Annotated in this window: 25 protein-coding genes and 1 tRNA gene; 14 read left to right on the forward strand and 12 right to left on the reverse strand. The window is 65.6% G+C overall.

The window, feature by feature from the left end; all coding sequences use genetic code 11:
* Positions 1 to 119 precede the first annotated feature (119 nt).
* Both fucP and DDE75_RS00235 read left to right on the forward strand, forming a co-directional pair.
* On the forward strand, positions 120 to 1,367 hold the full coding sequence (gene fucP, locus DDE75_RS00230) for an L-fucose:H+ symporter permease (protein ID WP_108500394.1): 1,248 nt from the start codon (positions 120 to 122) through the stop codon (positions 1,365 to 1,367).
* 115 nt (positions 1,368 to 1,482) lie between these two features.
* The gene (locus DDE75_RS00235) at positions 1,483 to 1,677 is read left to right on the forward strand and encodes a hypothetical protein (protein ID WP_162798843.1); all 195 of its coding nucleotides are present in this window, start codon (positions 1,483 to 1,485) and stop codon (positions 1,675 to 1,677) included.
* A gap of 5 nt (positions 1,678 to 1,682) precedes the next feature.
* Here the strand turns inward: DDE75_RS00235 and DDE75_RS00240 are convergent, their stop codons facing one another.
* Positions 1,683 to 2,393 (reverse strand): CDP-alcohol phosphatidyltransferase family protein, encoded by a 711-nt coding sequence (locus DDE75_RS00240; RefSeq protein ID WP_108500396.1) that lies wholly within the window; start codon positions 2,391 to 2,393, stop codon positions 1,683 to 1,685.
* A gap of 51 nt (positions 2,394 to 2,444) precedes the next feature.
* On the reverse strand, positions 2,445 to 3,188 hold the full coding sequence (locus DDE75_RS00245; RefSeq protein ID WP_108500397.1) for an SseB family protein: 744 nt from the start codon (positions 3,186 to 3,188) through the stop codon (positions 2,445 to 2,447).
* Between the two features lie 117 nt (positions 3,189 to 3,305).
* Between DDE75_RS00245 and DDE75_RS00250 the strand changes: the two genes are divergently transcribed.
* The gene (locus tag DDE75_RS00250; protein ID WP_108500398.1) at positions 3,306 to 4,316 is read left to right on the forward strand and encodes a serine hydrolase domain-containing protein; all 1,011 of its coding nucleotides are present in this window, start codon (positions 3,306 to 3,308) and stop codon (positions 4,314 to 4,316) included.
* Between the two features lie 23 nt (positions 4,317 to 4,339).
* Here DDE75_RS00250 and DDE75_RS00255 read toward each other — a convergent pair whose 3' ends face one another.
* Positions 4,340 to 4,789: an outer membrane protein assembly factor BamE gene (locus DDE75_RS00255; RefSeq protein ID WP_108500399.1), complete on the reverse strand. Its 450-nt coding sequence runs from the start codon at positions 4,787 to 4,789 to the stop codon at positions 4,340 to 4,342.
* A 146-nt stretch (positions 4,790 to 4,935) separates the two neighbouring features.
* Here DDE75_RS00255 and DDE75_RS00260 point away from each other — a divergent pair, with 146 nt between their 5' ends.
* The 4 genes from DDE75_RS00260 to DDE75_RS00275 all read left to right on the forward strand — a co-directional run bounded on the left by DDE75_RS00260 (position 4,936) and on the right by DDE75_RS00275 (position 8,038).
* The gene (locus tag DDE75_RS00260) at positions 4,936 to 5,475 is read left to right on the forward strand and encodes a YceD family protein (protein WP_108500400.1); all 540 of its coding nucleotides are present in this window, start codon (positions 4,936 to 4,938) and stop codon (positions 5,473 to 5,475) included.
* A gap of 254 nt (positions 5,476 to 5,729) precedes the next feature.
* A complete protein-coding gene (rpmF, locus tag DDE75_RS00265) occupies positions 5,730 to 5,936 on the forward strand; it encodes a 50S ribosomal protein L32 (protein ID WP_108500401.1) in 207 nt (68 codons plus the stop codon).
* A gap of 21 nt (positions 5,937 to 5,957) precedes the next feature.
* Positions 5,958 to 7,067, forward strand: coding sequence for a phosphate acyltransferase PlsX (gene plsX / locus DDE75_RS00270; protein WP_108500402.1), 1,110 nt, complete (start codon positions 5,958 to 5,960; stop codon positions 7,065 to 7,067).
* Positions 7,067 to 8,038, forward strand: coding sequence for a beta-ketoacyl-ACP synthase III (locus DDE75_RS00275; RefSeq protein WP_108500853.1), 972 nt, complete (start codon positions 7,067 to 7,069; stop codon positions 8,036 to 8,038). The genes plsX and DDE75_RS00275 overlap by 1 nt, the downstream gene beginning before the upstream one ends.
* Before the next feature lie 45 nt (positions 8,039 to 8,083).
* Here the strand turns inward: DDE75_RS00275 and DDE75_RS00280 are convergent, their stop codons facing one another.
* On the reverse strand, positions 8,084 to 8,362 hold the full coding sequence (locus DDE75_RS00280) for a DksA/TraR family C4-type zinc finger protein (RefSeq protein ID WP_108500403.1): 279 nt from the start codon (positions 8,360 to 8,362) through the stop codon (positions 8,084 to 8,086).
* 150 nt (positions 8,363 to 8,512) lie between these two features.
* Here DDE75_RS00280 and DDE75_RS00285 point away from each other — a divergent pair, with 150 nt between their 5' ends.
* The 7 genes from DDE75_RS00285 to DDE75_RS00315 all read left to right on the forward strand — a co-directional run bounded on the left by DDE75_RS00285 (position 8,513) and on the right by DDE75_RS00315 (position 13,623).
* Positions 8,513 to 9,025, forward strand: coding sequence for a TRAP transporter small permease subunit (locus tag DDE75_RS00285; protein WP_245894566.1), 513 nt, complete (start codon positions 8,513 to 8,515; stop codon positions 9,023 to 9,025).
* The gene (locus DDE75_RS00290; protein ID WP_170310905.1) at positions 9,015 to 10,337 is read left to right on the forward strand and encodes a TRAP transporter large permease; all 1,323 of its coding nucleotides are present in this window, start codon (positions 9,015 to 9,017) and stop codon (positions 10,335 to 10,337) included. Before DDE75_RS00285 ends, DDE75_RS00290 begins: the two co-directional genes overlap by 11 nt.
* A gap of 25 nt (positions 10,338 to 10,362) precedes the next feature.
* Positions 10,363 to 11,448, forward strand: a complete 1,086-nt coding sequence (dctP, locus tag DDE75_RS00295; protein ID WP_108500405.1) for a TRAP transporter substrate-binding protein DctP — start codon at positions 10,363 to 10,365, stop codon at positions 11,446 to 11,448.
* Between the two features lie 115 nt (positions 11,449 to 11,563).
* A complete protein-coding gene (gene ihfA / locus DDE75_RS00300) occupies positions 11,564 to 11,866 on the forward strand; it encodes an integration host factor subunit alpha (RefSeq protein ID WP_108500406.1) in 303 nt (100 codons plus the stop codon).
* Between the two features lie 15 nt (positions 11,867 to 11,881).
* A complete protein-coding gene (locus DDE75_RS00305) occupies positions 11,882 to 12,322 on the forward strand; it encodes a MerR family transcriptional regulator (RefSeq protein ID WP_108500407.1) in 441 nt (146 codons plus the stop codon).
* A 79-nt stretch (positions 12,323 to 12,401) separates the two neighbouring features.
* Positions 12,402 to 12,479, forward strand: a tRNA-Pro gene (locus DDE75_RS00310).
* A gap of 73 nt (positions 12,480 to 12,552) precedes the next feature.
* Positions 12,553 to 13,623, forward strand: coding sequence for a 2'-deoxycytidine 5'-triphosphate deaminase (locus DDE75_RS00315; protein ID WP_108500408.1), 1,071 nt, complete (start codon positions 12,553 to 12,555; stop codon positions 13,621 to 13,623).
* Here DDE75_RS00315 and DDE75_RS00320 read toward each other — a convergent pair.
* From DDE75_RS00320 to DDE75_RS00355, 8 genes are all read right to left on the reverse strand, one after another.
* A complete protein-coding gene (locus tag DDE75_RS00320) occupies positions 13,620 to 14,726 on the reverse strand; it encodes a THUMP domain-containing class I SAM-dependent RNA methyltransferase (RefSeq protein WP_108500409.1) in 1,107 nt (368 codons plus the stop codon). The two genes, DDE75_RS00315 and DDE75_RS00320, sit on opposite strands and share 4 nt — an antisense overlap.
* A gap of 39 nt (positions 14,727 to 14,765) precedes the next feature.
* The gene (locus DDE75_RS00325; RefSeq protein ID WP_108500410.1) at positions 14,766 to 14,966 is read right to left on the reverse strand and encodes a hypothetical protein; all 201 of its coding nucleotides are present in this window, start codon (positions 14,964 to 14,966) and stop codon (positions 14,766 to 14,768) included.
* Between the two features lie 12 nt (positions 14,967 to 14,978).
* Positions 14,979 to 15,623 (reverse strand): SMC-Scp complex subunit ScpB, encoded by a 645-nt coding sequence (gene scpB, locus DDE75_RS00330; RefSeq protein WP_108500411.1) that lies wholly within the window; start codon positions 15,621 to 15,623, stop codon positions 14,979 to 14,981.
* Positions 15,613 to 16,428, reverse strand: coding sequence for a segregation and condensation protein A (locus DDE75_RS00335; RefSeq protein ID WP_245894567.1), 816 nt, complete (start codon positions 16,426 to 16,428; stop codon positions 15,613 to 15,615). Before DDE75_RS00335 ends, scpB begins: the two co-directional genes overlap by 11 nt.
* Before the next feature lie 47 nt (positions 16,429 to 16,475).
* Positions 16,476 to 17,465 (reverse strand): glycoside hydrolase family 3 N-terminal domain-containing protein, encoded by a 990-nt coding sequence (locus DDE75_RS00340; protein WP_108500413.1) that lies wholly within the window; start codon positions 17,463 to 17,465, stop codon positions 16,476 to 16,478.
* A 10-nt stretch (positions 17,466 to 17,475) separates the two neighbouring features.
* Entirely contained in the window at positions 17,476 to 18,606 is a 1,131-nt protein-coding gene (locus DDE75_RS00345; RefSeq protein WP_108500414.1) for an SPOR domain-containing protein, read from the reverse strand.
* Between the two features lie 76 nt (positions 18,607 to 18,682).
* Complete coding sequence (gene argS / locus DDE75_RS00350) at positions 18,683 to 20,425, reverse strand: arginine--tRNA ligase (RefSeq protein ID WP_108500855.1); 1,743 nt, start codon at positions 20,423 to 20,425, stop codon at positions 18,683 to 18,685.
* Positions 20,426 to 20,503: 78 nt separating this feature from the next.
* A complete protein-coding gene (locus tag DDE75_RS00355; protein ID WP_245894568.1) occupies positions 20,504 to 22,378 on the reverse strand; it encodes a cation:proton antiporter in 1,875 nt (624 codons plus the stop codon).
* Between the last annotated feature and the right edge of the window lie 103 nt (positions 22,379 to 22,481).

The raw sequence follows: 22,481 nt of genomic DNA on the forward strand, positions 1-22,481 counted from the left end.
GCCCTTTTCGTTGCGATCGCCAGTGGCCCCTTCCGCGAATATGTGGCAAGGACGCGACCTGGTTGCACGCGAGAGAGAGGATCGGGACGTTGACCAAACCCAGTTTCGTTTATCAGGGGATGCGCCTGCCGTTCGCCCTTTTGGTCACGTGCTTTGCAGCATGGGGCATCGCCGCGAACATGACCGACCCCCTGGTGCAGGTCTTTTCGCGCGTCTTCTCGATGTCGACGCTGCAGGCGTCCTTCGTGCAGTTCGCCTATTACGGGGCGTATTTCCTGCTGGCCCTGCCCGCAGCCTTCATCAACCGCCGGTTCTCGTATCGTACGGGCATCCTGACGGGACTGGGCTGCGCGATCCTGGGCGCCTTCATGTTCTATCCGGCCGCCCATGCGATGACCTTCGGCTTCTTCCTGCTGGCGCTGTTCCTGCTGGCGGGTGGCCTGTCGATCCTTGAAACCTCGGCCAACCCTTTCGTCATGGCCATGGGCCCCGAGGCCAATGCCACGCGCCGCCTGAACTTCGCGCAGGCCTTCAACCCGGTCGGCACCAACATCGGCGTCTTCCTGGCTGCGACGCTGATCCTGCCGCAACTGAACACCGCTTCGGCCGAGGATCGCGCCTCGATGGCCCCCGAGGCCCTGCGCGCCGTCCAGCAGGCCGAACTGCAGGCCGTCATGGTCCCCTATGTCGGCTTCGCCTTCGTGCTGCTGGCCATCTGGATCGCCATCGCGCTGAAACGCATGCCCACCCGCTATGAGCAGGTCGTCGAGAACGAGACGCCGGTGCATTTCGGCGCCACCCTGCGCCGCCTGCTGTCGAACCGCCATTACGTCTTCGGCGTCGCGGCCCAGTTCTTCAACGTCGCCGCGCAGACATGCGCATGGACCTTCACCATCCAATACGTGATGGAGACCCTGCAGAACACCGAGGCTCAGGCCGGATGGTACCTGCAAGCCAGCCTGATCGTCTTCCTGATCTCGCGCTTCGTGATGGTCGGGCTGATGGGCGTGGTGCGTCCGGCGCTGCTACTGATGGTGATGGCGCTTGCGGGCACGGCGCTGTGCTTCTTTGCCGCCAGCGGACCGGGCATCCTGGGTGTCTGGGCCGTGGTCGCGCTGTCGGCCTGCCTGTCGCTGATGTTCCCCACCATCTACGGCCTTGCCCTGCACGGGCTTGGCACCGACACCAAGTTCGGCTCTGCGGGTCTGGTCATGGCCATCCTCGGCGGTGCCGTGATGCCGCTGGTGCATGGCGGGGTGATGGACGCCTATGGTGCGGCAGTGTCCTATGTGGTGCCGGGCCTGTGCTTCCTGGTGGTCGCCGGCTATGGCCTGTTCGATCTGAAATCGACCGACCGCATGGGGTGATCCCCCTGCGTGCCGCCATGCGGTGGGTGCAAGGCGGACCTGTCCGTTATCCGGCTTGTCCCCACCGCCGATAGCGCCAACATTAGGGGTGAACCTGAAAGGAAAGGAACGCCCCATGCTTGGACAGTTCGGAATCTACAACTCGGCACAGGGCCAGCGCCTGATCGCGCAGAAAAGCCCGCAAGGCCGCCGCTTCATGCTGCTGCCGCACGAGATCGGCGCCCTGAACGCCGCCTTCTCCACGCTGCGCCGCCTGCGCAAGCGCTTGGCAGAACGCAACCGCAACCGCATGCAACCCGCGCAGGCCTGAGACCCTCAGGCCTGACGCTTGTCCTGCCGTTTCTGCGGGACCAGCTGTTGGACGGCACCCGCCAGCAACAGCCAGACGGACGTCAGCACCAGACCCCAGATCGCCCAGCTTGACGGATGGAAATCGACCCATGCCGCACGCCCCGCGAACAGCACCCACAGAATGGCAATGGTCAGCGACACGGGGCGCCAACGCTCGGTCCTGACAGGGTGGATGAACTTGATGTTCGTGAACATTGCGATGCTCAGCGCGGTCACGATGGCCAGGATCACGGTCCAATGCGGCTGCGTGGCAAACAGCACCAACACGACCATGTTCCAGCAGCCCGGAAAGCCCGCGAAGGAATTGTCCTTGGTCTTCATCCGCGTATCCGCGAAATAGACGACGCTGCCGAAGACGATGACGATGATGGCGAACCAGCCCGTCCAGCCCGACAGCAGCCCCGACTGGAACAGCGCGAAGGCCGGGATGAAGACATAGGTCAGATAATCGATGATCAGATCCATCAGCACCCCGTCATAGGCGGGGAAGTTCGTCTTGACGTCATAGCGACGCGCAAGCGGGCCATCGATGCCGTCGACCACGAAGGCTACGACAAGCCACAGGAACATCAGCGCCCATTCGCCATTGGCGGCCGCCAGCATGGACAGCATGGACAGGACCGCGCCCGTGGCGGTCAAAAGATGGACGAACAGGGCTTTGTGTTGGATCTGCATGCGCAGGTTGTCGCAGGTTGCGCGGCGCGGTGCAACTGGACAGCAGGCGGCCTAGCGCAGGATCGGCGGTCCCTTGGGCTTGGGCGGGGCCACGACCGGTTCGGGTGGGGTCAGATCGAAAATCAGCGCGCCCCTGGGTGCGACGGCCTCGGCAAAGCTGATGTCCACGCCGCCCGGTTGCGGGGGCAGAAAGGCCAGTGCCTCGGACAGGGCCTTGGCGATGGCGGCCTGGCGGTCCGCCGGCGCCCCCGAGATCAGCAGCAGGTGCGAGGTCACCTGCCCGTCCTGCCCCGCGACACCCACCAGCGCCGCCCCCGCGATCAACCCGCGCATGTCCGCCAGCCGGTCGCCAAGCGGGCCGGACAGCGCTTCGACCGTTGCGGCATCGGGTGTGACAAGACGCAGGCGGGCCTCATCCTCTTGCGGGGCGCTTTCCAGCGCGCCGGTCAGCCAGTCCAGCGTCGCCGCATCCAGCATCATCTGCGAGGGATGGCCCGGGTTGACCAGCAGCCCCGCCCCGTCGGCCTTCAGCAGGGCCGCCAGCACCCGCCCCGGCATCGCGGCATAGGCCACCGCCTGCCCGAAGAAATCCGCCAGCCGATCCTCGCCGTCGCAGGCGATGGCCATGCGCGCGCCCTCCAACTCGAACAGCTTCAGCTCGACCTGGTCGCGCAAAGGCTCGCGCATCAGGGCAACCGAAACCTCGGTATCGGCCAGCCGCGAGAGCATGCGGGCCCGCTGCGGGGCATCGGCATCGTGGAAGGGAACGGTCGCAAGATCATCCAGAGCGGTCATCGCAAAGGCCCTCGGCTTGGGGTTTTCCCTGCCCTAATCGCGGGGCGGGGGCGGAACAAGTCCCGCAAGGATATTGCATGATTGCGTCGCGTGCAAAAATCCGACCATATTCCTTGGATGAATCGACGCACCCTTATCCTGACCGCCGCACTGGCGCCCGCCTTGGCCGCACCGAATCTGGCCCGCGCCGGGCTTGGCCCCATTCTGGATCAGGCCGAAGAACTGCAGGCCCTGCGCAATGTCGCCATCTGGTGCGACGACGACGACGGCGGCCATGAGGTCGCGGCCCAAGGCTATCACGGCTTCACCCCCGATGAGGCCACGAACATCAAGTCGGCCTCGAAATCCATCATCTCGGCAATGGCCGGCATCGCCATCGGCAAAGGCCTGCTGGAGGGGCCGGACCAGAAGATCGCGCCCTTGCTGCGATCCGACCTGCCCGCCGACCCCGATCCGCGCCTGGCCGAGGTGACCATCGGCCAGCTGCTGTCCATGCAGGCGGGGCTGGAACGCCAGTCGGGGCCGAACTATGGGCGGTGGGTCGGCAGCAGCAATTGGGTCCGTGCCGCACTGGCCGCACCCTTCACGCAGGATCCGGGCGGGCGCATGCAATATTCGACCGCCTCGACGCATCTGGTGGCGGCGATCCTGACCCGCGTGACGGGCCGCCCATTGCTGGAGGTGGCACGCGACTGGCTGGGACAGATACCGGGGTTCCGCATCACCGGGTGGGACCGCGATCCGCAAGGCATCTACATGGGCGGAAACCAGATGGCGATGACCACGCGGTCGCTGCTGGCCTTCGGCGCGTGCTGCGCGCGGCAGGGCAAGGCGGCGGGGCGGCAGGTCATTCCGGCATCTTGGCTGCACGACAGCTGGCAGCGCCGGACGACCTCGGTCTTTACCGGGCAAGGCTATGGATACGGCTGGTTCCTGACCCGCATCGGCAGCAGGCCCGCGCGTTGTGCCTGGGGATACGGCGGCCAGATGCTCTACGTCATGCCCGCGACGCTGACGCGTCCCGCCGTGGCGATCGCCATGACGTCGGACCCTGATCAGCCCTCGGCGGACAACGGATATCGAATCAGCCTGAACCGATTGGCAGACAGCATGGTGCGCGCCATCTGAACGGCGCGCCACCCGCCCGATCGTCAGTCGACGAAATCCGCCGCCTGGAAGTTGCCCAGGTTGCCCAGCAGCTGGCCGATCAGCGACACCTCGGTGATGCTGCCCTCGGTCACGCGGCGCGACAGGGTGACGACACGGCCGCGTTCCAGCCCGAAGCGTTCGACATTGCTGACGACGCCGCCCTCGGTGAAGGAAACGGCGACGACCTGACGCTCGACCTCGCGGGCGGGGGCGGCGCCGTAACGGCGCCAGCGCGATCCGACGTAATACCAGCCCGAACCCGTCAGAAGACCCTGCGCCGAGGGGCGACCGATCAACCCGGGCAGTTCGTCCATCGTGGTCTGCCCCACGACGACCTGCGCCAGATCCAGTTCGGGGGGCACATATCCGTGGTTGCGATAGACCGGAGCGCAGGCGGCAAGCCCGAGGACGGCAAGAAACGCCAGTGTCATCAGGCTTCTGATGGCGGTCATGGGCAGGTTCCCTCCTTGGGGCGGTTGACGCGGCCCGCCCTGCCTAGCAAACTCGGGCACCCTGCTCAAGAATATCAATCGGCGGGGCAAGCCGGTGCATCGCGCAGCCTGTCCTCCACATCCGCACAAGAACCCCCGAGGCCCCCATGACAGCCCCCGAATCGCATCCGCAACGCCTGCGCGTCGCGCATCTGAACCCGAACACGGCGACCACCTTCCATCTGCGCCCCGGCGACCAGCCGCGCGCCGACATCGCCAACGAACTTGGACTGGACGGGCTGTCGCGGCTGGACTTCCAAGGAAAGGTCACCGCCGAGGGCCGCGATGGCTGGTTGCTGACCGGCAAGCTGCAGGCCCGCGTGACCCAGCCCTGCGTGGTCACGCTGAAGCCGGTGCGCAGCGACATCTCGGATGATGTCCGCATCCGCTTTACCCCGCATATGCCCGACGTCGAGGCCGAAGAGGTCGAGATGCTGGACGAGACGCTGGAACCGCTTGGCAACTTCATCGATCTGACCGCCATCATGGTCGAGGCCCTGAGCCTTGCCCTGCCCGAATATCCCCGGGCCGAGGGTGCACGCCTGGACCAGGTGGCCCCCGATGTGGCGGCAGAACCGACCCCCGACACCCGCCGCCCCTTCGCGGGGCTGGACCGGCTGCTGAAGAAGGACGGCGGCGAATCCTGACACCGCCCGGGCTCGGCGGCGTGATGCGGGCGTGGCACGGGGGCCACAGCGCCCCCGGAAAATGCCGCCGATCCCCTGCCCGACCGCCGATATCACGTTATTTGCCGCGTGACCCTGCGCAATTCGCCCCATGGCACCCCCACGAGGGCTTGCGGGCGCGGCCGTGATGCCGTATCTGCGCGGTTCATTTACGAATTCAAATCCACGGTGTTCCTGCGTTTCGGCGCCGCACCCTGACAACTCGAGGTGGTGACATGGCTGTCCCTCAGAATCGCGTAACCCGCTCGAAGCGTAACATGCGCCGCGCGCATGATGCCCTGGTTGCGGGCAACCCGAACGAATGCACGAACTGCGGCGAACTGAAGCGTCCACATCACGTTTGCCCGTCCTGCGGCCATTATGCCGACCGCGAAGTCGTCGCGCAGGCCAGCGAGATCGATCTGGACGACGACGCAGCCTGATAGGGCCTGCGCCGGATCCATATGATCGACGAAGCAGCGACCGCAGATACAACGCGCCCCTTGGATGACAAGGGTGGCTTGGTGATATCGGTTGACGCCATGGGCGGCGACCGCGGCCCATCGGTCGTGGTTGCCGGCATGGCCGAAAGCGCCGACAAGAATCCCGAAATTCGCTTCATCGTCCATGGCGATGAAGCTGAATTGCGTGGCTTGATTGCGCGGCGCAAGTCGCTGGAGGGTCGCTGCGATATCCGCCACACGGAATCGGTCGTCACGATGGACGACAAGCCCAGCCAGATCGTCCGCAAGGGCGCTGGCACCTCGATGTGGTCGACCATCGAATCGGTCAAGCAGGGCGAGGCGCAGGTCGCCGTGTCCTGCGGCAACACCGGTGCGCTGATGGCGCTGTCGATGCTGCGGCTGCGCAAGCTGCCGGGCGTCAACCGTCCGGCCATTGCCTGCCTCTGGCCGTCGCTGAACCCGCAGGGCTTCAACATCATGCTGGACGTGGGCGCCGACATCCGCGCCGATGCGCATGACCTGCTGCAATACGCGCTGATGGGCACATCCTATGCCCGCAACGGCCTGGGGCTGACCAACCCGCGGGTCGGCCTGCTGAACGTCGGCACCGAGGAACACAAGGGCCGGCCCGAGCTGAAGCAGGCGCATGAACTGATCGAACAGGCGGCCCAAGACGGCAACTTCGACTATGTCGGCTTCGTCGAGGGCGGCGATCTGCCCTCGGCACGCGTGGATGTGATCGTCACCGACGGTTTCACCGGCAATGTCGCATTGAAGACCGGCGAGGGCACTGCCAAGCTGGTCGGTGCGTTTCTCAAGGATGCCTTCTCGAATTCCGTCATGTCGAAATTCGCGGCCGTGCTGGCGATGACCTCGCTGAAGCGCCTGCAGAAACGCATCGATCCGCGCCGCGTGAACGGCGGGATCTTCCTTGGCCTGAATGGCACCGTCGTGAAATCGCACGGCTCTGCCGATGCGACGGGCGTTTCCGCCGCGATCAAGCTGGCCTTCACTCTGGCCAAGTCGGGCTTTCAGGACCGTCTGGCCGCCCGCGTCGCCCAGAGCGCAGCAGCCTCGGCCGGCGCGGCCGAGACAGGAGCATCGTCTTGATTCGACGTTCGGTCATCCGGGGCAGCGGACATTATCTGCCCGAACGCATCGTGGAGAACAGCTGGTTCGAGGAACGGCTGGACACCAGCGACGAATGGATCCGGTCCCGCACCGGGATCGAGCGTCGCCATTTCGCCGCCGAAGGCCAGACCACCAGCGATCTGGGCATCCGTGCCGCCCGTGCGGCGCTGGATGACGCCGGGCTGGTCGCGGATGACATCGACGGCATCGTGGTCGCGACCTCGACGCCGGACCTGACCTTCCCCTCGGTCGGGACGATGGTTCAGGCGGGCCTGGGCATCAAGCGCGGCTTCGCCTATGACGTTCAGGCGGTCTGCGCGGGGTTCGTCTTCGCTCTGGCCAATGCCGATGCGATGATCCGCGCCGGCATGGCCGAACGCATCCTGGTCATCGGCGCCGAGACGTTTTCCCGCATCATGGACTGGACCGACCGCAGCACCTGCGTGCTGTTCGGCGATGGCGCTGGCGCCGTCGTGCTGGAGGCGCAGGACGCCGCCGGCACCAGCAACGACCGCGGCATCCTTGCGGCGGATTTGAACAGCGACGGCACCCATCGCGATCTGCTTTACGTCGATGGCGGCGTATCCTCAACCGGCACGGCGGGACAGCTGCGGATGCAGGGCAACCTGGTTTTCCGCCACGCGGTGGAAAAGCTTTCCAAGACGGCGGCGACATCCTTGGGCAAGGCTGGGCTGACCGACAAGGATGTCGATTGGCTGGTCCCGCATCAGGCGAACCTGCGCATCATCACCTCGACCGCACAGAAGATGGGCCTGCCGATGGAGAAGGTCGTGCTGACCGTGGCCGATCACGGCAATACCTCGGCGGCCTCCATCCCTCTGGCGCTGTCGGTGGCCAATCAGCAGGGGCGCTTCAAGCAGGGCGATCTGCTGGTGACCGAGGCGATCGGCGGTGGCCTCAGCTGGGGCTCGGTGATCCTGCGCTGGTAGACGACACGACCGGACGACACGAACGGCCCCTCGCGGGGCCGTTTTTCATTTCAGCAAAGCGTCTTTGCTGGCACGCCTGTTCATGCCGCCCGCAACGCGGCGCGATTTGTCATGGCCGCCCTGACAATACACGCATAGCTTGACCCCCGGCAGCGCCTTGCGCCGCGCATCGGGGATGGGTTCGTCGCATTCGGCGCAGAATTCCGCGCTGTCGCCCTGGGCCGCCCGTCGCGCCGCGTTCTGTCGCGCGCGAGCGATCGCCTCGGCGGTGCTGATCTCGATCTGTTCGTTGACGGCGCCGTCGTGGGCCCAACCTCCAGCCATGATTGCCTCCTGTCCTGTTGAACCACAGATGGGGACTGCCCCTGCCGGTTGCAATTGCCGCGATGCAGTTGACACCTGCGTGAGCATTGGAAACACTGACCCGTGCAGGTGCAGAAAAACGCACCCGCGACTCTGGGGAGGGTCCATAATTTGCCGATTATCCGTCTGATCGACGGTATCAATGAGATCGTTGGACGGATCGTCTCTGTCGTCGCGCTCATTTTTGCCGCCATGATCATCTATGACGTCTTCATGCGCTATGTGCTGGGACAGCCGACGCGTTGGGCCTTCGACGTGACCAAGCAGCTTTACGGATTTTATTTCGTGATGCTGGGCGGTTACGCGCTTCGCCACCAGGCCCATGTCCGCGTCGATCTGGTCACCTCGCATCTGACCGGCCTGACCCGCCGCCTGGTCGAAATCGCGGGCTACCTGATCTTCTTCTTTCCCTTCGCATGGGTCTTTGCCACCCGCAGCTGGGATTTCGCGATCACCTCGTGGCGTCAGGGCGAGCTGACCTATGGCGCGGTGCAGCTGCCCGTCTATCCGCTGAAGATGGCCATGTTCGTGGCCGCCGTCCTGCTGCTGATCCAAGGCGTCGCCGAGGTTCTGAAACTGGTCCTGAACCGGGCCGAACATCTGGAGCCGCATGATGTCGGGTGAAACGATAGGTCTGATCATGTCGGGCCTGCTGCTCTTGGGCCTGTTCATGGGGCATCCGCTGGCGATGGTGCTGGGTGGCACCGCCGTTCTGGGCGCGCTGATCGCGGGCAAGCCGATGGTGCTGGGCATCGTCATCAACCGCATCTTCGGCGACGTGCTGGACAATTACGTGCTGATCGCCATTCCGCTGTTCGTCCTGATGGCGCGCTTCCTGTCCGACAGCGGCGTCACAGACCGCATGTTCGAGGCGTTGCGCCACCTGATGTCCCGCGTCACCGGCGGGCTGGGGCTTGCGGTGGTCTTCATCTCGATCCTCCTGGCGGCGACGACGGGGATCATCGGCGCGTCCATCACCGTGATGGGCATGATGGCCCTTCGCCCGATGCTGCAATACGGATACGACAAGCGGCTTGCCACGGGGCTGATCGGCGCGTCGGGCTGCCTGGGCATCCTGATCCCGCCCTCGATCATGCTGATCCTGATGGCCTCCTATGCGCCGGGCCTGTCGGTGGGGCAGCTGTTCGCGGGCGCCATGGTGCCCGGCATGCTGCTGGGGCTGATGTACGCGATCTATGTCGCCGTCATCGCCTGGATCAAACCCGAATGGGCCCCTAAGGTCACCGAGGAGGAGAAGATCAGCCGCGGCGCCATGTGGCGCATGCTGATCGTCGAGGCCGTGCCGCCGCTGATCCTGATCCTGGGCATCCTGGGATCGCTGCTGGCTGGCATCGCCACCGCGACCGAGGCCAGCGCCATCGGCGCCGTCCTGGCGCTGCTGATCGTCATCATGCGCGGACGATTCGAATGGAAGACCTTCTATTCCGCCCTGACCGAGACCGGTCGCACCAGCGCCATGATCCTGTTCATCGTCGTGGGTGCAACGGCCTTCACAGGTGTCTTCAACATCACCGGCGGCCTTCGCGCCAGCCAGGACCTGATCCGCGGGCTGGCCGACGATCCCTATACGCTGATCGCAGTGATGCTGTTGGTCGTCTTCATCCTGGGGATGTTTCTGGACTGGACGGGCATCGTGCTGCTGTCCTTCCCGATCTTCCTGCCGCTGGTGGGCGAGATGGGAATCGATCCCCTGTGGTTCGTCGTCCTGATGGCGGTCGTGCTTCAGACCAGCTTCCTGTCACCGCCCTTCGGATACGCGCTATTTTACATGCGCGCCATCGCCCCGCCCGAGATCAAGACCGCCGACATCATCATGGGCGTCCTGCCCTTCATCGGGCTGGTCCTCTTGATGTGCGTGATGATGATCCTGTTCCCGGCGCTGGTCACCTGGTTGCCTGCCGTCCTGTACGGCTGAGAATTTTCACCCTGAGGAGGATAACATGAAACACCTGCTGACCACGGCCGCCCTTGCGCTGACCGTCGCCACCCCGGCCCTGTCCGAAAACTGGACGATGACCACGACCTGGCCTTCCAGCCTCGAATTGATCGAGCTGGACAAGCATTGGGTCGAACTGGCCAACAAGCTGGTCGACGACGACAAGCTGACCATCGAATTCTTCGACGGCGGCAGCCTGGTTCCGGCGGGTGAGGTCTTCGGCGCCGTCGAATCGAACACCATCCAGGCGGGCGGCGATTGGCCGGGCTATTGGGCGGGCCGCGACAGCGCCTTTTCGCCCCTTGCCACCACGGCAAGCCTGTTTAACGCCGTCGATTACGTGAACTGGATCCAGGAATGGGGCGGCAAGGACCTCTATAACGAGGTCTATGGCAAGTTCGGCATGGTCTATCTGCCCTATGGCGTGACCAACAACGAATCGGGCTTCCGCACCGTCAGCCAGCCGATCCGCACGCTGGACGACCTGCAGGGCCTGCGCCTGCGCCTGTCGGGGCTGGAACAGGGCAAGCTGCTGGAGAAGCTGGGCGGCAACCAGGTCAGCATGGCCGGCGGAGAGATCTATCAGTCGCTGGAACGCGGCGTGATCGACGGGGCCGAATTCTCGACCCCGAACGTCGATTTCTCGGGCGGCTTCCAGCAGGTGACGAAATACTGGTCGACGCCGGGCTGGCACCAGTCGTCCTCGATCTTCGGCGTGATGATCAACAAGGGCGCATGGGACGCGCTGGACGACGAAACGCGCGAGCGTCTGGAAATCGCGGCCGACGCCACGCTTCTGTGGTCGCTGGCCTTCACCGAAAAGCGCGCGACCGAAGCCTATGCCCAGTTCCAGGAGGCCGGGACCGAGATCACGCGCTTGGACGACGCCGCGCTGGAGCAGGTCCAGAAGATGGCCAATGAGACCATCACCGAGGTCGCCTGCGAAAACCCGCTCTCGGCCAAGGTCTATGCCAGCCAGCTGTCCTACCTGCAGGACTATGGCAGCTGGCGCGAAGCCTCGGCGCCCTTCAACCTGGGCCGCACCCCGAACGGCCCCGACCTGGCCGAGATCCAGGCCTGCGCCGAGTGATCTGACGCCCGTTCAAACATGGCCAAGTATCGGGCGGGGAACAGTTTCCCCGCCCTTCTCGTTGACAGGGGACGCAAACAGACCCATCCTTCCCCCCAATCCAAGAGGACTGACCATGGGCTACAAGACTCTGACCCGCATGGACCTGGCCGAGGCGGTATTCCGCGAAGTCGGATTGTCACGGCACGAATCGGCGCAATTGGTCGAAAGCGTGCTGGACCACATCTCGGACGCGCTGGTGCGCGGCGAGCAGGTCAAGATCTCGTCTTTCGGGACCTTCTCGGTCCGCGACAAGAACGAACGCATCGGTCGCAACCCCAAGACCGGGGAAGAGGTGCCGATCACGCCGCGCAGGGTCTTGTCCTTCCGGCCGTCGCATCTGATGAAGGACCGCGTGGCCGAGGGCAACAAGCGATAGGATCTGACCGACAAGATGGCGAAAAGCGCAGAGGCATTCCGATCGATCGGCGAGGTCGCCAAGCTGGTCGGCGTGGCGCCCCATGTCCTGCGCTATTGGGAAACGCAGTTCACCCTGCTGCGCCCGATGAAACGGGGTGACGGGCGACGCTATTATCGCCCTGCCGACATCGCGCTGGCGGCCGGCATCTGCGAATTGCTGCGCGACCAAGGCCTGACGATTCGCGGGGCCCGCAAGCGGATCAGCGACGACAAGGGACAGGCGGTCCGGTCGCTTGGAACATCCCGCCTGCTGCGTCTGCGCGAACCCATGTCGCCCCCTGTCACCGTCGACTGGCTGACCCGCCTGACCGATCTGGGCCGCAGATTGCGCCATATTGCCCCCCGCGACGCCCGCTGGCAGGCCGCCCGCCCCGCCGCCATGCGCCTTGCGCGGGTCATGACACGGAATTCGTGACAGGTCGTTGCGATTTCGCGAAGATTTCCGCCTTGGGGGCCTTGTGCATCCCTGCCGGATCGCACTATACGAAGCGCGTCGGGCCGTGGCGCAGCCTGGTTAGCGCGTCCGTCTGGGGGACGGAAGGCCGCGAGTTCGAATCTCGCCGGCCCGACCATTCCGAAAACGCCCATTCTCATCCGAGAGTGGGCGTTTCCCTTATCTAGCCCTGCGATCAGGAGAAGCCTTGGATGAACGGTGTCCTTCCCGACAGTGAGATCCAGCAGCTGATCGCATCCGGCGTCATCAGCGCCGATGCCCCGATCATTCCCGAACAGATTCAGCCCGCCTCGCTTGACCTACGGCTTGGGCAGACGGCCTATCGCCTGCGTGCCAGCTTCCTAGCCGGGCGCGGCAAGCGTATTGCGGACCGGCTGGACGATCTGCAGATGCACCAGATGGACCTGACCGGCGGCGCCGTGTTGGAACGCGGCTGCGTCTATCTTGTGCCGCTGCAGGAACGCATCGCCCTGCCGCATGGGCTGACGGCGGTGGCGAATGCAAAATCCTCGACCGGGCGGCTGGATCTGCTGACGCGGCTGGTGACCGACGACGGCACCGAATTCGACCGCCTGCCCGAGGGCTATGACGGCCCCCTCTATGCCGAGATCTGCCCGCGCAGCTTCTCGGTCCTCGTGCGTCCCGGCATGAGGCTGAATCAGCTGCGCCTGCGCCGTGGACAGGCGGTGCTGAACGACGACCAGCTGCGCGACCTGCATGACGATCAGCCCTTGGTGGGCGACGGTCAGCCGCTGATCGATCAGGGCTTGGGTTTCTCGGTCGATCTGCGCCCCGCGACGGGCGATCTGGTCGGCTATCGTGCACGCCCCCACAGCGGCGTCATCGACCTGGACCGCATCGGCGAATACCCGGCATCCGAGTTCTGGGACGAACTTCACAGCACCGAAGGCCGCCTGATCCTGGACCCCGGCGCCTTCTATATCCTGGTCAGCCGCGAATCGGTGGCAATTCCCGCCGATTACGCCGCCGAGATGGCCCCCTATCTGGCGATGGTCGGCGAATTCCGGGTGCACTACGCAGGCTTCTTCGATCCGGGCTTCGGTATCGGCGACACGGGCACCGGCGCGCGCGGCGTGCTGGAGGTCCGCTGCCACGAGGCCCCCTTCGTGCTGGAACACGGGCAAGTCGTCGGGCGCCTTGTCTATGAACGCATGGCAACCCGCCCCGAACGCCTTTACGGCGAGGGGATCAAGTCGAACTATCAGGGTCAGGGCCTTAAGCTGGCCAAGCAGTTCCGTTAAAGCGGGCCGGTCTGCCACAGGCGGACCTTCAACCCGCCATGTGCCACGATGGGCCCTGCGGGCTTGAAGGGCAGACCCGTCGCCTTGGCCAAGCCAGCCTCGCTCGTGACGATGCCAATGCGCCAGCCTTGGAAGCGGCTGCGGAAAACCTCGCCCATGGTGGCGTGCAGACCGAACAGCGGCCCCTTGTTGCCGATCCGCGCGCCATAGGGCGGGTTCAGGATGACGATGCCCGGTTCGCAATCGGGGCGCTGCAGATCGGCTATCTGGCAAGCCTCGAAGGTGATCAGGTCATCGACGCCGGCGCGTTCGGCATTGGCGCGGCTCATCCGGATGGCGCCGGGGTCGCGGTCGAACCCCAGGAAACTGGCTTTGAAGGGGCGGCGGGCGACTTGCGCCTTCATCCGGTCCCATGCATCGGGGTCGTGGTTGGCCAACCCTTCGAAGGCGAAGCTGCGGCTGCGACCAGGGGCCAGGCCTGCGGCAATCTCGGCGGCCTCCAGCAGGAAGGTGCCCGACCCGCACATAGGGTCCAGCACCGATTGCGTGCCGTCAAAGCCCATCTCGGACAGGAACATCGCGGCCATGGTCTCGCGCATGGGAGCCTTGGCGACGGCGACCTTGTGGCCGCGCTTGTGCAGCGATTCGCCTGTCGTATCGATGCTGAAGGTGACCAGATCATCCTCGATCCTGGTCTTGATCGTCATCGGCGCGTCGGCGGCGATGGGGGCGCCCAGTTCTTCGGTGATGGCGCGTTCGATCCGCTGCGTCGCCGCACCCGCGTGATAGATCTTCGAGGCCTTGCAGACGGCCTCGACCTTCACGGGCTGATCGGGGCGCAGGATCTCGGCCCAGGGGAACTTGCGGGCGCGCTTGTCCAGCTGCGCCAGATGCATGGCGCGGAACCCGCCGATGCGCGCCAACACGCGGGTCGCACCGCGCAACATCAGGTTGGCGCGGCGGATATCGCTCCAACCGCCCTGGATGGTCACGCCGCCCGGCTGGATCACCGGCTGCCAGCCCAAGGCGGCGGCTTCGGCTGCCAAGGGGGCTTCAAGTCCCGGTGTCGCCACCAGGAAGATATCGAAATGATTGTCGCTCATGCCCGCAGCCCTAGCGCGGGTCGCGGGGAAAGCAAAGCCTCAGCGGCGCGTCATGCGGCCGAGGGTCTTCATCCGCTTGGCGATATCCTTGGTCTGCTGGTTCGGGCGCTGTCGCTTGCCGCCCGCATTCTGGGCATTACCCTTGCGGGAAAGGGTATCGACACCCTTGTTGATGCCCCAGTTCATCGCCCTGCGTGCGATCAGCTTGGTAAACATGTTGATCAGCATGTTCATGTTCATTGGCGCGCCCCTTCATTCATCCTCGAACAGATCCTCGGGGGGATCCACCGGATCAATATCGTCATCCCCACCGTCCCGGGCAAGGGGCATGGAGAGCCCTTCGGCGGGCGGACGCGAATCCAGCAGGCCGGCGGCCCGCAATTCCGACAGGCCGGGCAGATCGCGCGAGGATTCCAGTCCGAAGTGGTCCAAAAAGCCGTCGGTGACGACGAAGGTGGCGGGACGGCCCGGCGACATGCGGCGGCGGCCCATGCGGACCCATTCCATCTCGATCAGCTGGTCCAGCGTGCCGCGGCTGACGGCGACGCCGCGGATCTCCTCGATCTCGGCGCGGGTGACGGGCTGGTGATAGGCGATGATGGCCAGCGTCTCGATGGCGGCGCGCGACAGGCGGCGGGTATCGACGGTCTCGGTCTGCAACAGGAAGGACAGATCGGGCGCGGTGCGGAAGGCATATCCGTCGCCCAAGCGTTCGACCACGACCCCCCGCCCCTGATAGGTCCGGCGCAGGGCGGCCACTGCCTCGGCCGGATCGCAGCCTTGCGGCATGCGGGCGATCAGGTCGCGCATGGTGACGGGGGCGGTCGCCGCGAAGAGGATCGCCTCGACCATACGTTCCTGCTGATCCATGGGGGGCGGCGGGAAATCAGGGCTCATGGGGTCTCTGGCGATAGCTGATGGGGGCGAAGGTCTCGGCCTGCCGTATCTCCAGCCGGCCCTGGCGCGCAAGCTCCAACGAGGCCGCGAAGGTGGCCGCCGTCGCGCTGCGCCTGCGCGGGGTGTCGGCCTCCCACCCCTGGGGCAGAAAGACCGACAGATCGGTCCATTCCCCCGCAAAGCCGATCATCTTGCGCAACCGGTCCAGCGCCTGCTCCATCGTGAAGATGTCCTTGCGGTCGAAGGCATAGGGGCGGAATTCGTCGCGTGTCTTCAGCCGCGCATAGGCGCGCATCAGGTCGATCAGGCTGGCGGTATAATGCGTACGCCTTGTGCGGGCGACCTTGTCGGGCGCACCCCGGGCAAAGCGGCTGATGCCAAGGCGATCGCGACCCATCAGCTGCTCCGCCACCTGACGCATGGCGGACAGGCGTTCCAGCTGGAAGGCCAGATGATCGGCCATCTCCTCGGCCGAGGGGCCGTCATCCTGCGGGTCGGGGGGCAGCAGCAGCCGCGATTTCAGAAAGGCCAGCCAGGCGGCCATGACAAGGTAATCCGCCGCCAGTTCGATCCGCAGTCTGCGGGCCTTTTCGACGAAGGCCAGATATTGCTCGGCCAGTTCAAGGACCGAGATGGTCATCAGGTCGACCTTCTGCGACCGCGCCATGGTCAGCAGCAGGTCCAGCGGGCCTTCATAGCCGTCCACATCGACAATCAAGGCCTCATCCGCGCGACGTTGGGCCACGGCGTCCGGCCCGTCGGGAACAGGGGTCAGATAGGGCACATCTGCGGGTTGCTTGGGCACGAAGCCTCCTGTTTGCGGGTGCAGGGTCCGGCCTGCACCCCGGCCTGTCAAGCAGGCGTGCCGGTCAGCGCGCGCCATTCGGCCATCAGGGCCTCGATGTCGGCGTCCTGCGGGGCGTGGCGGCGGGCCAATGCGGCCTCGGCACGGCGCAGGGCATCGGGCGTCATCGCGCCCGCGGCCTGCACCACAGGCTCCATATCCGCGATCGAACCATTGCAATGCAGCACGATATCACAGCCCGCCGCGATGGATTGCGCGGCACGTTCGGCCTGTGTCCCCGACAGCGCGTTCATGGTGATGTCGTCGGTCATCAGCAAGCCGTCGAAGCCGATATGGTCGCGGATCAGGCCGATCATCCGGCGCGATGCCGTGGCGGGCGCATCATCCAGATCGGTAAAGCGGATATGCGCGGTCATGCCCATCGGCAGGTCGGCCAGATCGCGGAAGGGCGCGAAATCGAGGCTGTCCAGATCCGCCTCGGCCGCCGTGACGGTCGGCAGGTCGTGATGGCTGTCGGCGATGGCGCGACCGTGGCCGGGCATATGCTTGACCACCGGCAGAACGCCCGCGGCCAGCATTCCGTCCGCCGCTGCCCGTCCCAGTTCCGCCACGCGCGCCGGATCGGTGCCAAAGCAGCGGTTGCGCAGGAAGGGATGCGTGTCGGCCTGCGCCACATCCAGCGTCGGCGCGCAGTTGCTGTCGATGCCCACCGCGCGCAATTCCTGCCCGATCAGGTGATAGCGCAGCCATATGGCCCGCACCCCTGCCCTGGCCTGATCCAGCGGCGCGGGCCAATCCATCCAATGCGGGCCACGCAGACGCTGCACGCGACCGCCTTCCTGATCGACGGTGATGACGGCATCGCGGCCTACCGCATCGCGCAGATCGCCGGTCAGGCGGCGCAGCTGGTCGGGGTTATCGACATTGCGCCCGAAGAGGATAAATCCCCAAGGGTCGGCATCGCGGAAAAAACCGGCCTCGTCGGGCGTCAGAGACGTCCCGGCGATGCCGCCCAGAATCGTGGCATTATGGGTCATGCGGTCGCGATCACCCGCCCAGGGCCAGGCAGTCGGTCCCCGAGGATTTCAGCGCCGAACAGAACTGCCGCGCCTCGCTGAGCGAACCGAAGCCCGCGACGCGCAAGCGCCAGAAGCTGCGCCCGTTGCTGTCGTGCTGCTGGATCACGGGCGACTTGCCCGAGAACAGCGAGGAATTCTTGCCCGACAGGCGCGCCCATTGGTTTTCGGCAATCGCGCTGCTGTCGAAGGCACCGACCTGAACGACCGGACCGCTGGCCGAGCTGGCGATGGCGGTTGCCGGCTTGTCAGCGGGCGTTTCGGCAGGTGCGGGCTTGGCCTCGGCCTGCTGGGCGACGGCTGCGGCGGGGGCTGCCGATGCGACGCGGGTCACACGGGGACGCGGGGCGGGACGGGTCGAGGCGACCAGCACGCCGGGGTTCGCCTCGGCCTGTGCCTGAGCCAGCGCCTCGGCGATGGCATCGGCTTGGGTCGGGACGCCGTTTTCATCGGTCACGACACCGGTGACGGCGCCTTCGCTGGCGGGGGCGTCGATGATGGCGGCCTCGGCCACGGCCTGGTCGGCCAAGGCACGCTCGGCCTCGGCTGCGGCCTTGGCGGCGGCTTCGCTGTCTGAAAGCGGAACGATGGGATCGCCCGCGAAGGTCAGCGGCGTTTCCGAGGTGTTCGAGGGTTCGCGCGCCGTGGCGCCCAATTCGCCCATGGCGACATCGTCATCGGCCAGATCGGTCCCGCCGGGCGCGATGGCGACCTCTTGCGCGGGGGTCGCGGTATTTCCGCCGGCAACCGTGTTCACGGCCAGACCGGTGTGGTTGGTCAGCTGTCCGCCCGGCTCGTCCGGGGTGGTGCGGGCCTCGCCCTGAACGGCGCGAATGACCGGCACGCCCGAGACGTCGCGCGACACCAGCTGCCAGCCCCAAGCCAGCAGGCCGACCATCAGCCCGACCGAGGCGACGGCACCGACGTAATGGGTCAGCCGCGCCAGCCGGACCTGCAGCCCGTCGCCCGCCACGGATGCGCCGTGCCGGGGATCGGCCTGGGTCTGGGCATCGTCCCATCCCTGCTGGTCATACTGGAATTCGCGCTTCACCTTGTGACGCGAGAACACATAGCCGCCTTCGCGGAAATCCATCACTGCCATGTCTGTCTGCCTGCCTGCCGGTTGTTCCGGATTAACGTTGTGACTGCTCTAGCACGTCCCGCAGCGGCACCGTTCGTCAGCGCATTTCTTCTGCAGGAGCAACGCCAAGAATACCCAGACCGCATGAAATAACAACGCCAACCGCCCGAACCAGTGCAATTTTTCCTTGGCTGGTTGCAGCATCGCCATCCTGCACGAAGCGCAAGGAATGGTCATCATTCCCACGATTCCAAAGGGAATGCAGGTCGGATGCGATCTCATAAAGGAAGAAGGCGACGCGATGGGGCTCATGCGCGCGGGCGGCGTGTTCGACCAGGCGCGGCCATTCGGCGACCTTGCGGGCCAGTTCCAGTTCCGCAGGATGGGCCAGAACCGACAGATCGGCGGCGGCCAGGGCAGAATCGCTGACGTCGATTCCCGCCTCGGCGGCGCGGCGCAGGACCGAATTCACCCGTGCACTGGCGTATTGGACATACCAGACCGGGTTGTCCTTGGACTGTTCCAGCACCTTGGCGAAATCGAAGTCCAGCGCTGCGTCGTTCTTGCGCGTCAGCATGATGAAGCGGGTGACGTCTGCGCCCGCTTCCTCGACCACGTCGCGCAGGGTCACGAAGGTGCCGGCGCGCTTGGACATCTTGAACGGCTCGCCGTTCTTATAGAGCTTCACCAGCTGGATCAGCTTGACGTCCAAGGGCACGCGACCGTTCGACAAGGCCTTCACGGCGGCGTTCATGCGCTTGACGTAACCGCCGTGATCGGCGCCGAAGACGTCGATCAGCTGGTCGAAGCCGCGGTCGATCTTGTCCCAGTGATAGGCGATGTCGGGTGCGAAATAGGTCCAGGCCCCGTCCGATTTCTGGATCGGGCGATCCACGTCGTCGCCATGGGCGGACGAGCGGAACAGCAGCTGTTCGCGGGCCTCCCAATCCTCGGGCAGCTTGCCCTTGGGGGGTTCCAGCACGCCGCGATAGATCAGGCCCTGGCTTTCCAGCCGCGCGATGGCATCCTCGATCCGGCCGGTGCCGTAAAGCGCCTTTTCGCTGGAATAGACGTCCATCTGCACGCCGAGGGCTGCCAGATCCTCGCGGATCATCGCCATCATGGCCTGGGTGGCGAATTCGCGGATGTCCTGCAGCCATTCGTCCTCGGGGCGGTCCAGCAGGCTGTCGCCGTATTTTTCCTTCAGCGCCTCGCCGACGGGGATCAGGTAGTCGCCGGGATAGAGACCCTCGCGGATCTCGGGCTCCAGCCCGTTCGCCTCGCGGTAGCGTTCGAAGGCCGAACGCGCCAGCACGTCGACCTGAGCGCCACCGTCGTTGATGTAATATTCCCGCGTCACGTCATGGCCCGAGAAATCCAGCAGCCGCGCCAGCGCATCGCCGAAGACCGCGCCCCGGACGTGGCCCACATGCATGGGGCCCGTAGGGTTGGCGCTGACGAATTCGACGTTGATCTTCAGGTTCGCGCCCATGTCCGAGCGTCCGAAATCCGCACCCTTGGTCAGGGCCGAGGCGACGACGCACTGCCAGACGGCGGGCGACAGGCGCAGGTTCAGGAAGCCCGGGCCCGCGACCTCGGCCGCAGCGATGCGCGGATCGGTCAGGCGGGCGGCCAGCTTTTCGGCAATGTCGCGCGGCTTCATGCCCGCGGGCTTGGCCAGCACCATGGCCGCGTTGGTCGCCATGTCGCCATGCGCCGGATCGCGCGGAGGTTCGACCGTGACGTTGCCGTAATCGAGGCCCTGGGGCAGTTCGCCAGCCCCGGCCATCTGGTCAAGCGCCTCGACGACGACGCCGCGAAGATCGGTGAATAGGTTCATCATAAGCTTCCTGATTGATCCCTGCGGGTTAACGCCACAGATCGGGTAAGGTCAACCGAAAGCCCCGTGACGCAAGCCTCAGGTGCCCTTTTCCTTCTTTTCGCGCTGCTCCTTGGCCACGTCGCCAGCCTCTTCGGCCAGGGCCTGGGCCGCGGCATCGCGCGCGGCCGACAGCTCGGGCGGCAGGAAGGCGGTAACCCAATCGCCCGCCTGCGCACCCACCGGCTGGTCCGGCCCGATGAAGCGCAACCCGCTGGATTTCGACACCACGACGAAAGGCTCGGCGCCGGGGCGTTCGGCCTCCCATGCCTCCAGGTCGTATTCCTCGGTCAGGCGGGTGCTGCGCAAGCTCCAACCTTCGGCAAGGCGCTGGTTCACGTCCTCGAAGGTCAGCTTGCCGTTGACGCGCTGGCCGCCCAGCTGCGCGGGCAGCGCGTGGCGGGAGTTGTCCTTGATGCGGCTCAGTTGCCAGATGGCGTCGCGGCCCATTTCCGGCCCCAGATCGGTGGCCACCAAGGTGTTGTAGGCGTCATTGTCCGAAGCCGTCAGCACCGAAGGATAGGCGATGAATTCGACCTGATGCTCGGCAGCCTCACCCAGGATATCGCCATAGAAGGTGGTGATCCCCGCGTGACGGGCCTTGGTCAGATGCTGGCGGTTGGTATCGGCGATCAGGGTTTTCACCCCGGCCTTCTCCAGCGCCTGTGACAGGGCGACCGCAAAGGGCGATCCGCCGACGATCAGCAGGCCGGGGCTTTCGGCGCCCGACAGATCCATGCGCCGCGCCAGCGGTGCGAGCGTGAACCCGTGAATGATGACGGTCGCCAGCACGATGATGAACGAGAGGGGCGCAAGCAGGCCGCCATCCTCGATGCCCGCCGCGACAAGCTGGTCGCCGAACAGCCCCGAGATCGCGACCATCACCACGCCGCGCGGGCCGGTCAGCGCGATCAGCCAGCGCTCTTTCATGGGAAGGTTGCTGCCGATCAGCGGCAACAGCACCTGCAGCGGACGCACCAGCGCCACGGTCAGGATGACGAACAGCGCCGCCCGCCACGTCAGCTGCGTCAGCGTCGAGAAATCGAGCGAGGCCGCCATCAGCACGAAGACGCCCGAGACCAGCAGGATCGTCGCATGTTCCTTGAAGCGGTGCAGTTCGGTATAGGAGGAGAGGTTCGCATTCGCCAGGAACATGCCCATGATGGTCACGGCCAGCAGGCCCGATTCATGCAGGATGCTGTCCGAGACCGCGAAGATCGCGATGACGGTGACGAAAAGCACCGGCACCTTCATGTATTCGGGCACCCATGCGCGGCGGAAGGCGATCTCCATCCCCTTGCCCGAGGCAAGACCCGCGATGATGGCAAAGCCGATGCCCGATCCCAGGACCCAGATCGCCTCGCCCGCCGAAAGGCCGGTTTCCAGCACCATGACCAGTTCCAGCACCAAGACGGCGATCAGCGCCCCAAGCGGGTCGTTGATGATGGCCTCCCATTGCAGCACCTGCGCGGGGCGCGCGCGCAGCCGCGCCTGCCGCAGCATGGGCGCGATGACGGTGGGACCGGTCACGACCATGACGCCGCCGAAGACCGCCGCCGATTGCCACGACAGGCCGACCGCCAGCCACAGGACCAGCGTGGACAGCAGCCAGCCAAGCGGCGCGCCCAGATAGACAAGACGCCGCACCGGCCCCTTGGCATCGCGCAGTCGGTGGTATTCCAGTGTCAGCCCGCCCTCGAACAGGATGATGGCGACGGCGACGCTGATCAGCGGCTTGTAGATGGGGCCAAGGTCGCGGTCGGGCAGGAACAGTCCCATGACGGGGCCGACCAGCAGGCCGATCCCCAGCATCAGCACGATCGCGGGCAGGCGGAACCGCCATGCCACCCATTGCGCACCCACGCCAAGGACGCCCACAAGCGCCACCACCTGCACAGGGCTAAGCACCTGCATCACACCACTGTCCATTGCCGCCCTTTCGCGTTGGTTCCGTTCCAAAGCCCTGAATAGCATCGGGGGTTCCGAACGTCTGCCATCTTAGGGATAGATTGACGTG

Origin of the sequence: Paracoccus indicus (assembly GCF_003056335.1) — a bacterium.
Taxonomy (GTDB): domain Bacteria; phylum Pseudomonadota; class Alphaproteobacteria; order Rhodobacterales; family Rhodobacteraceae; genus Paracoccus; species Paracoccus indicus.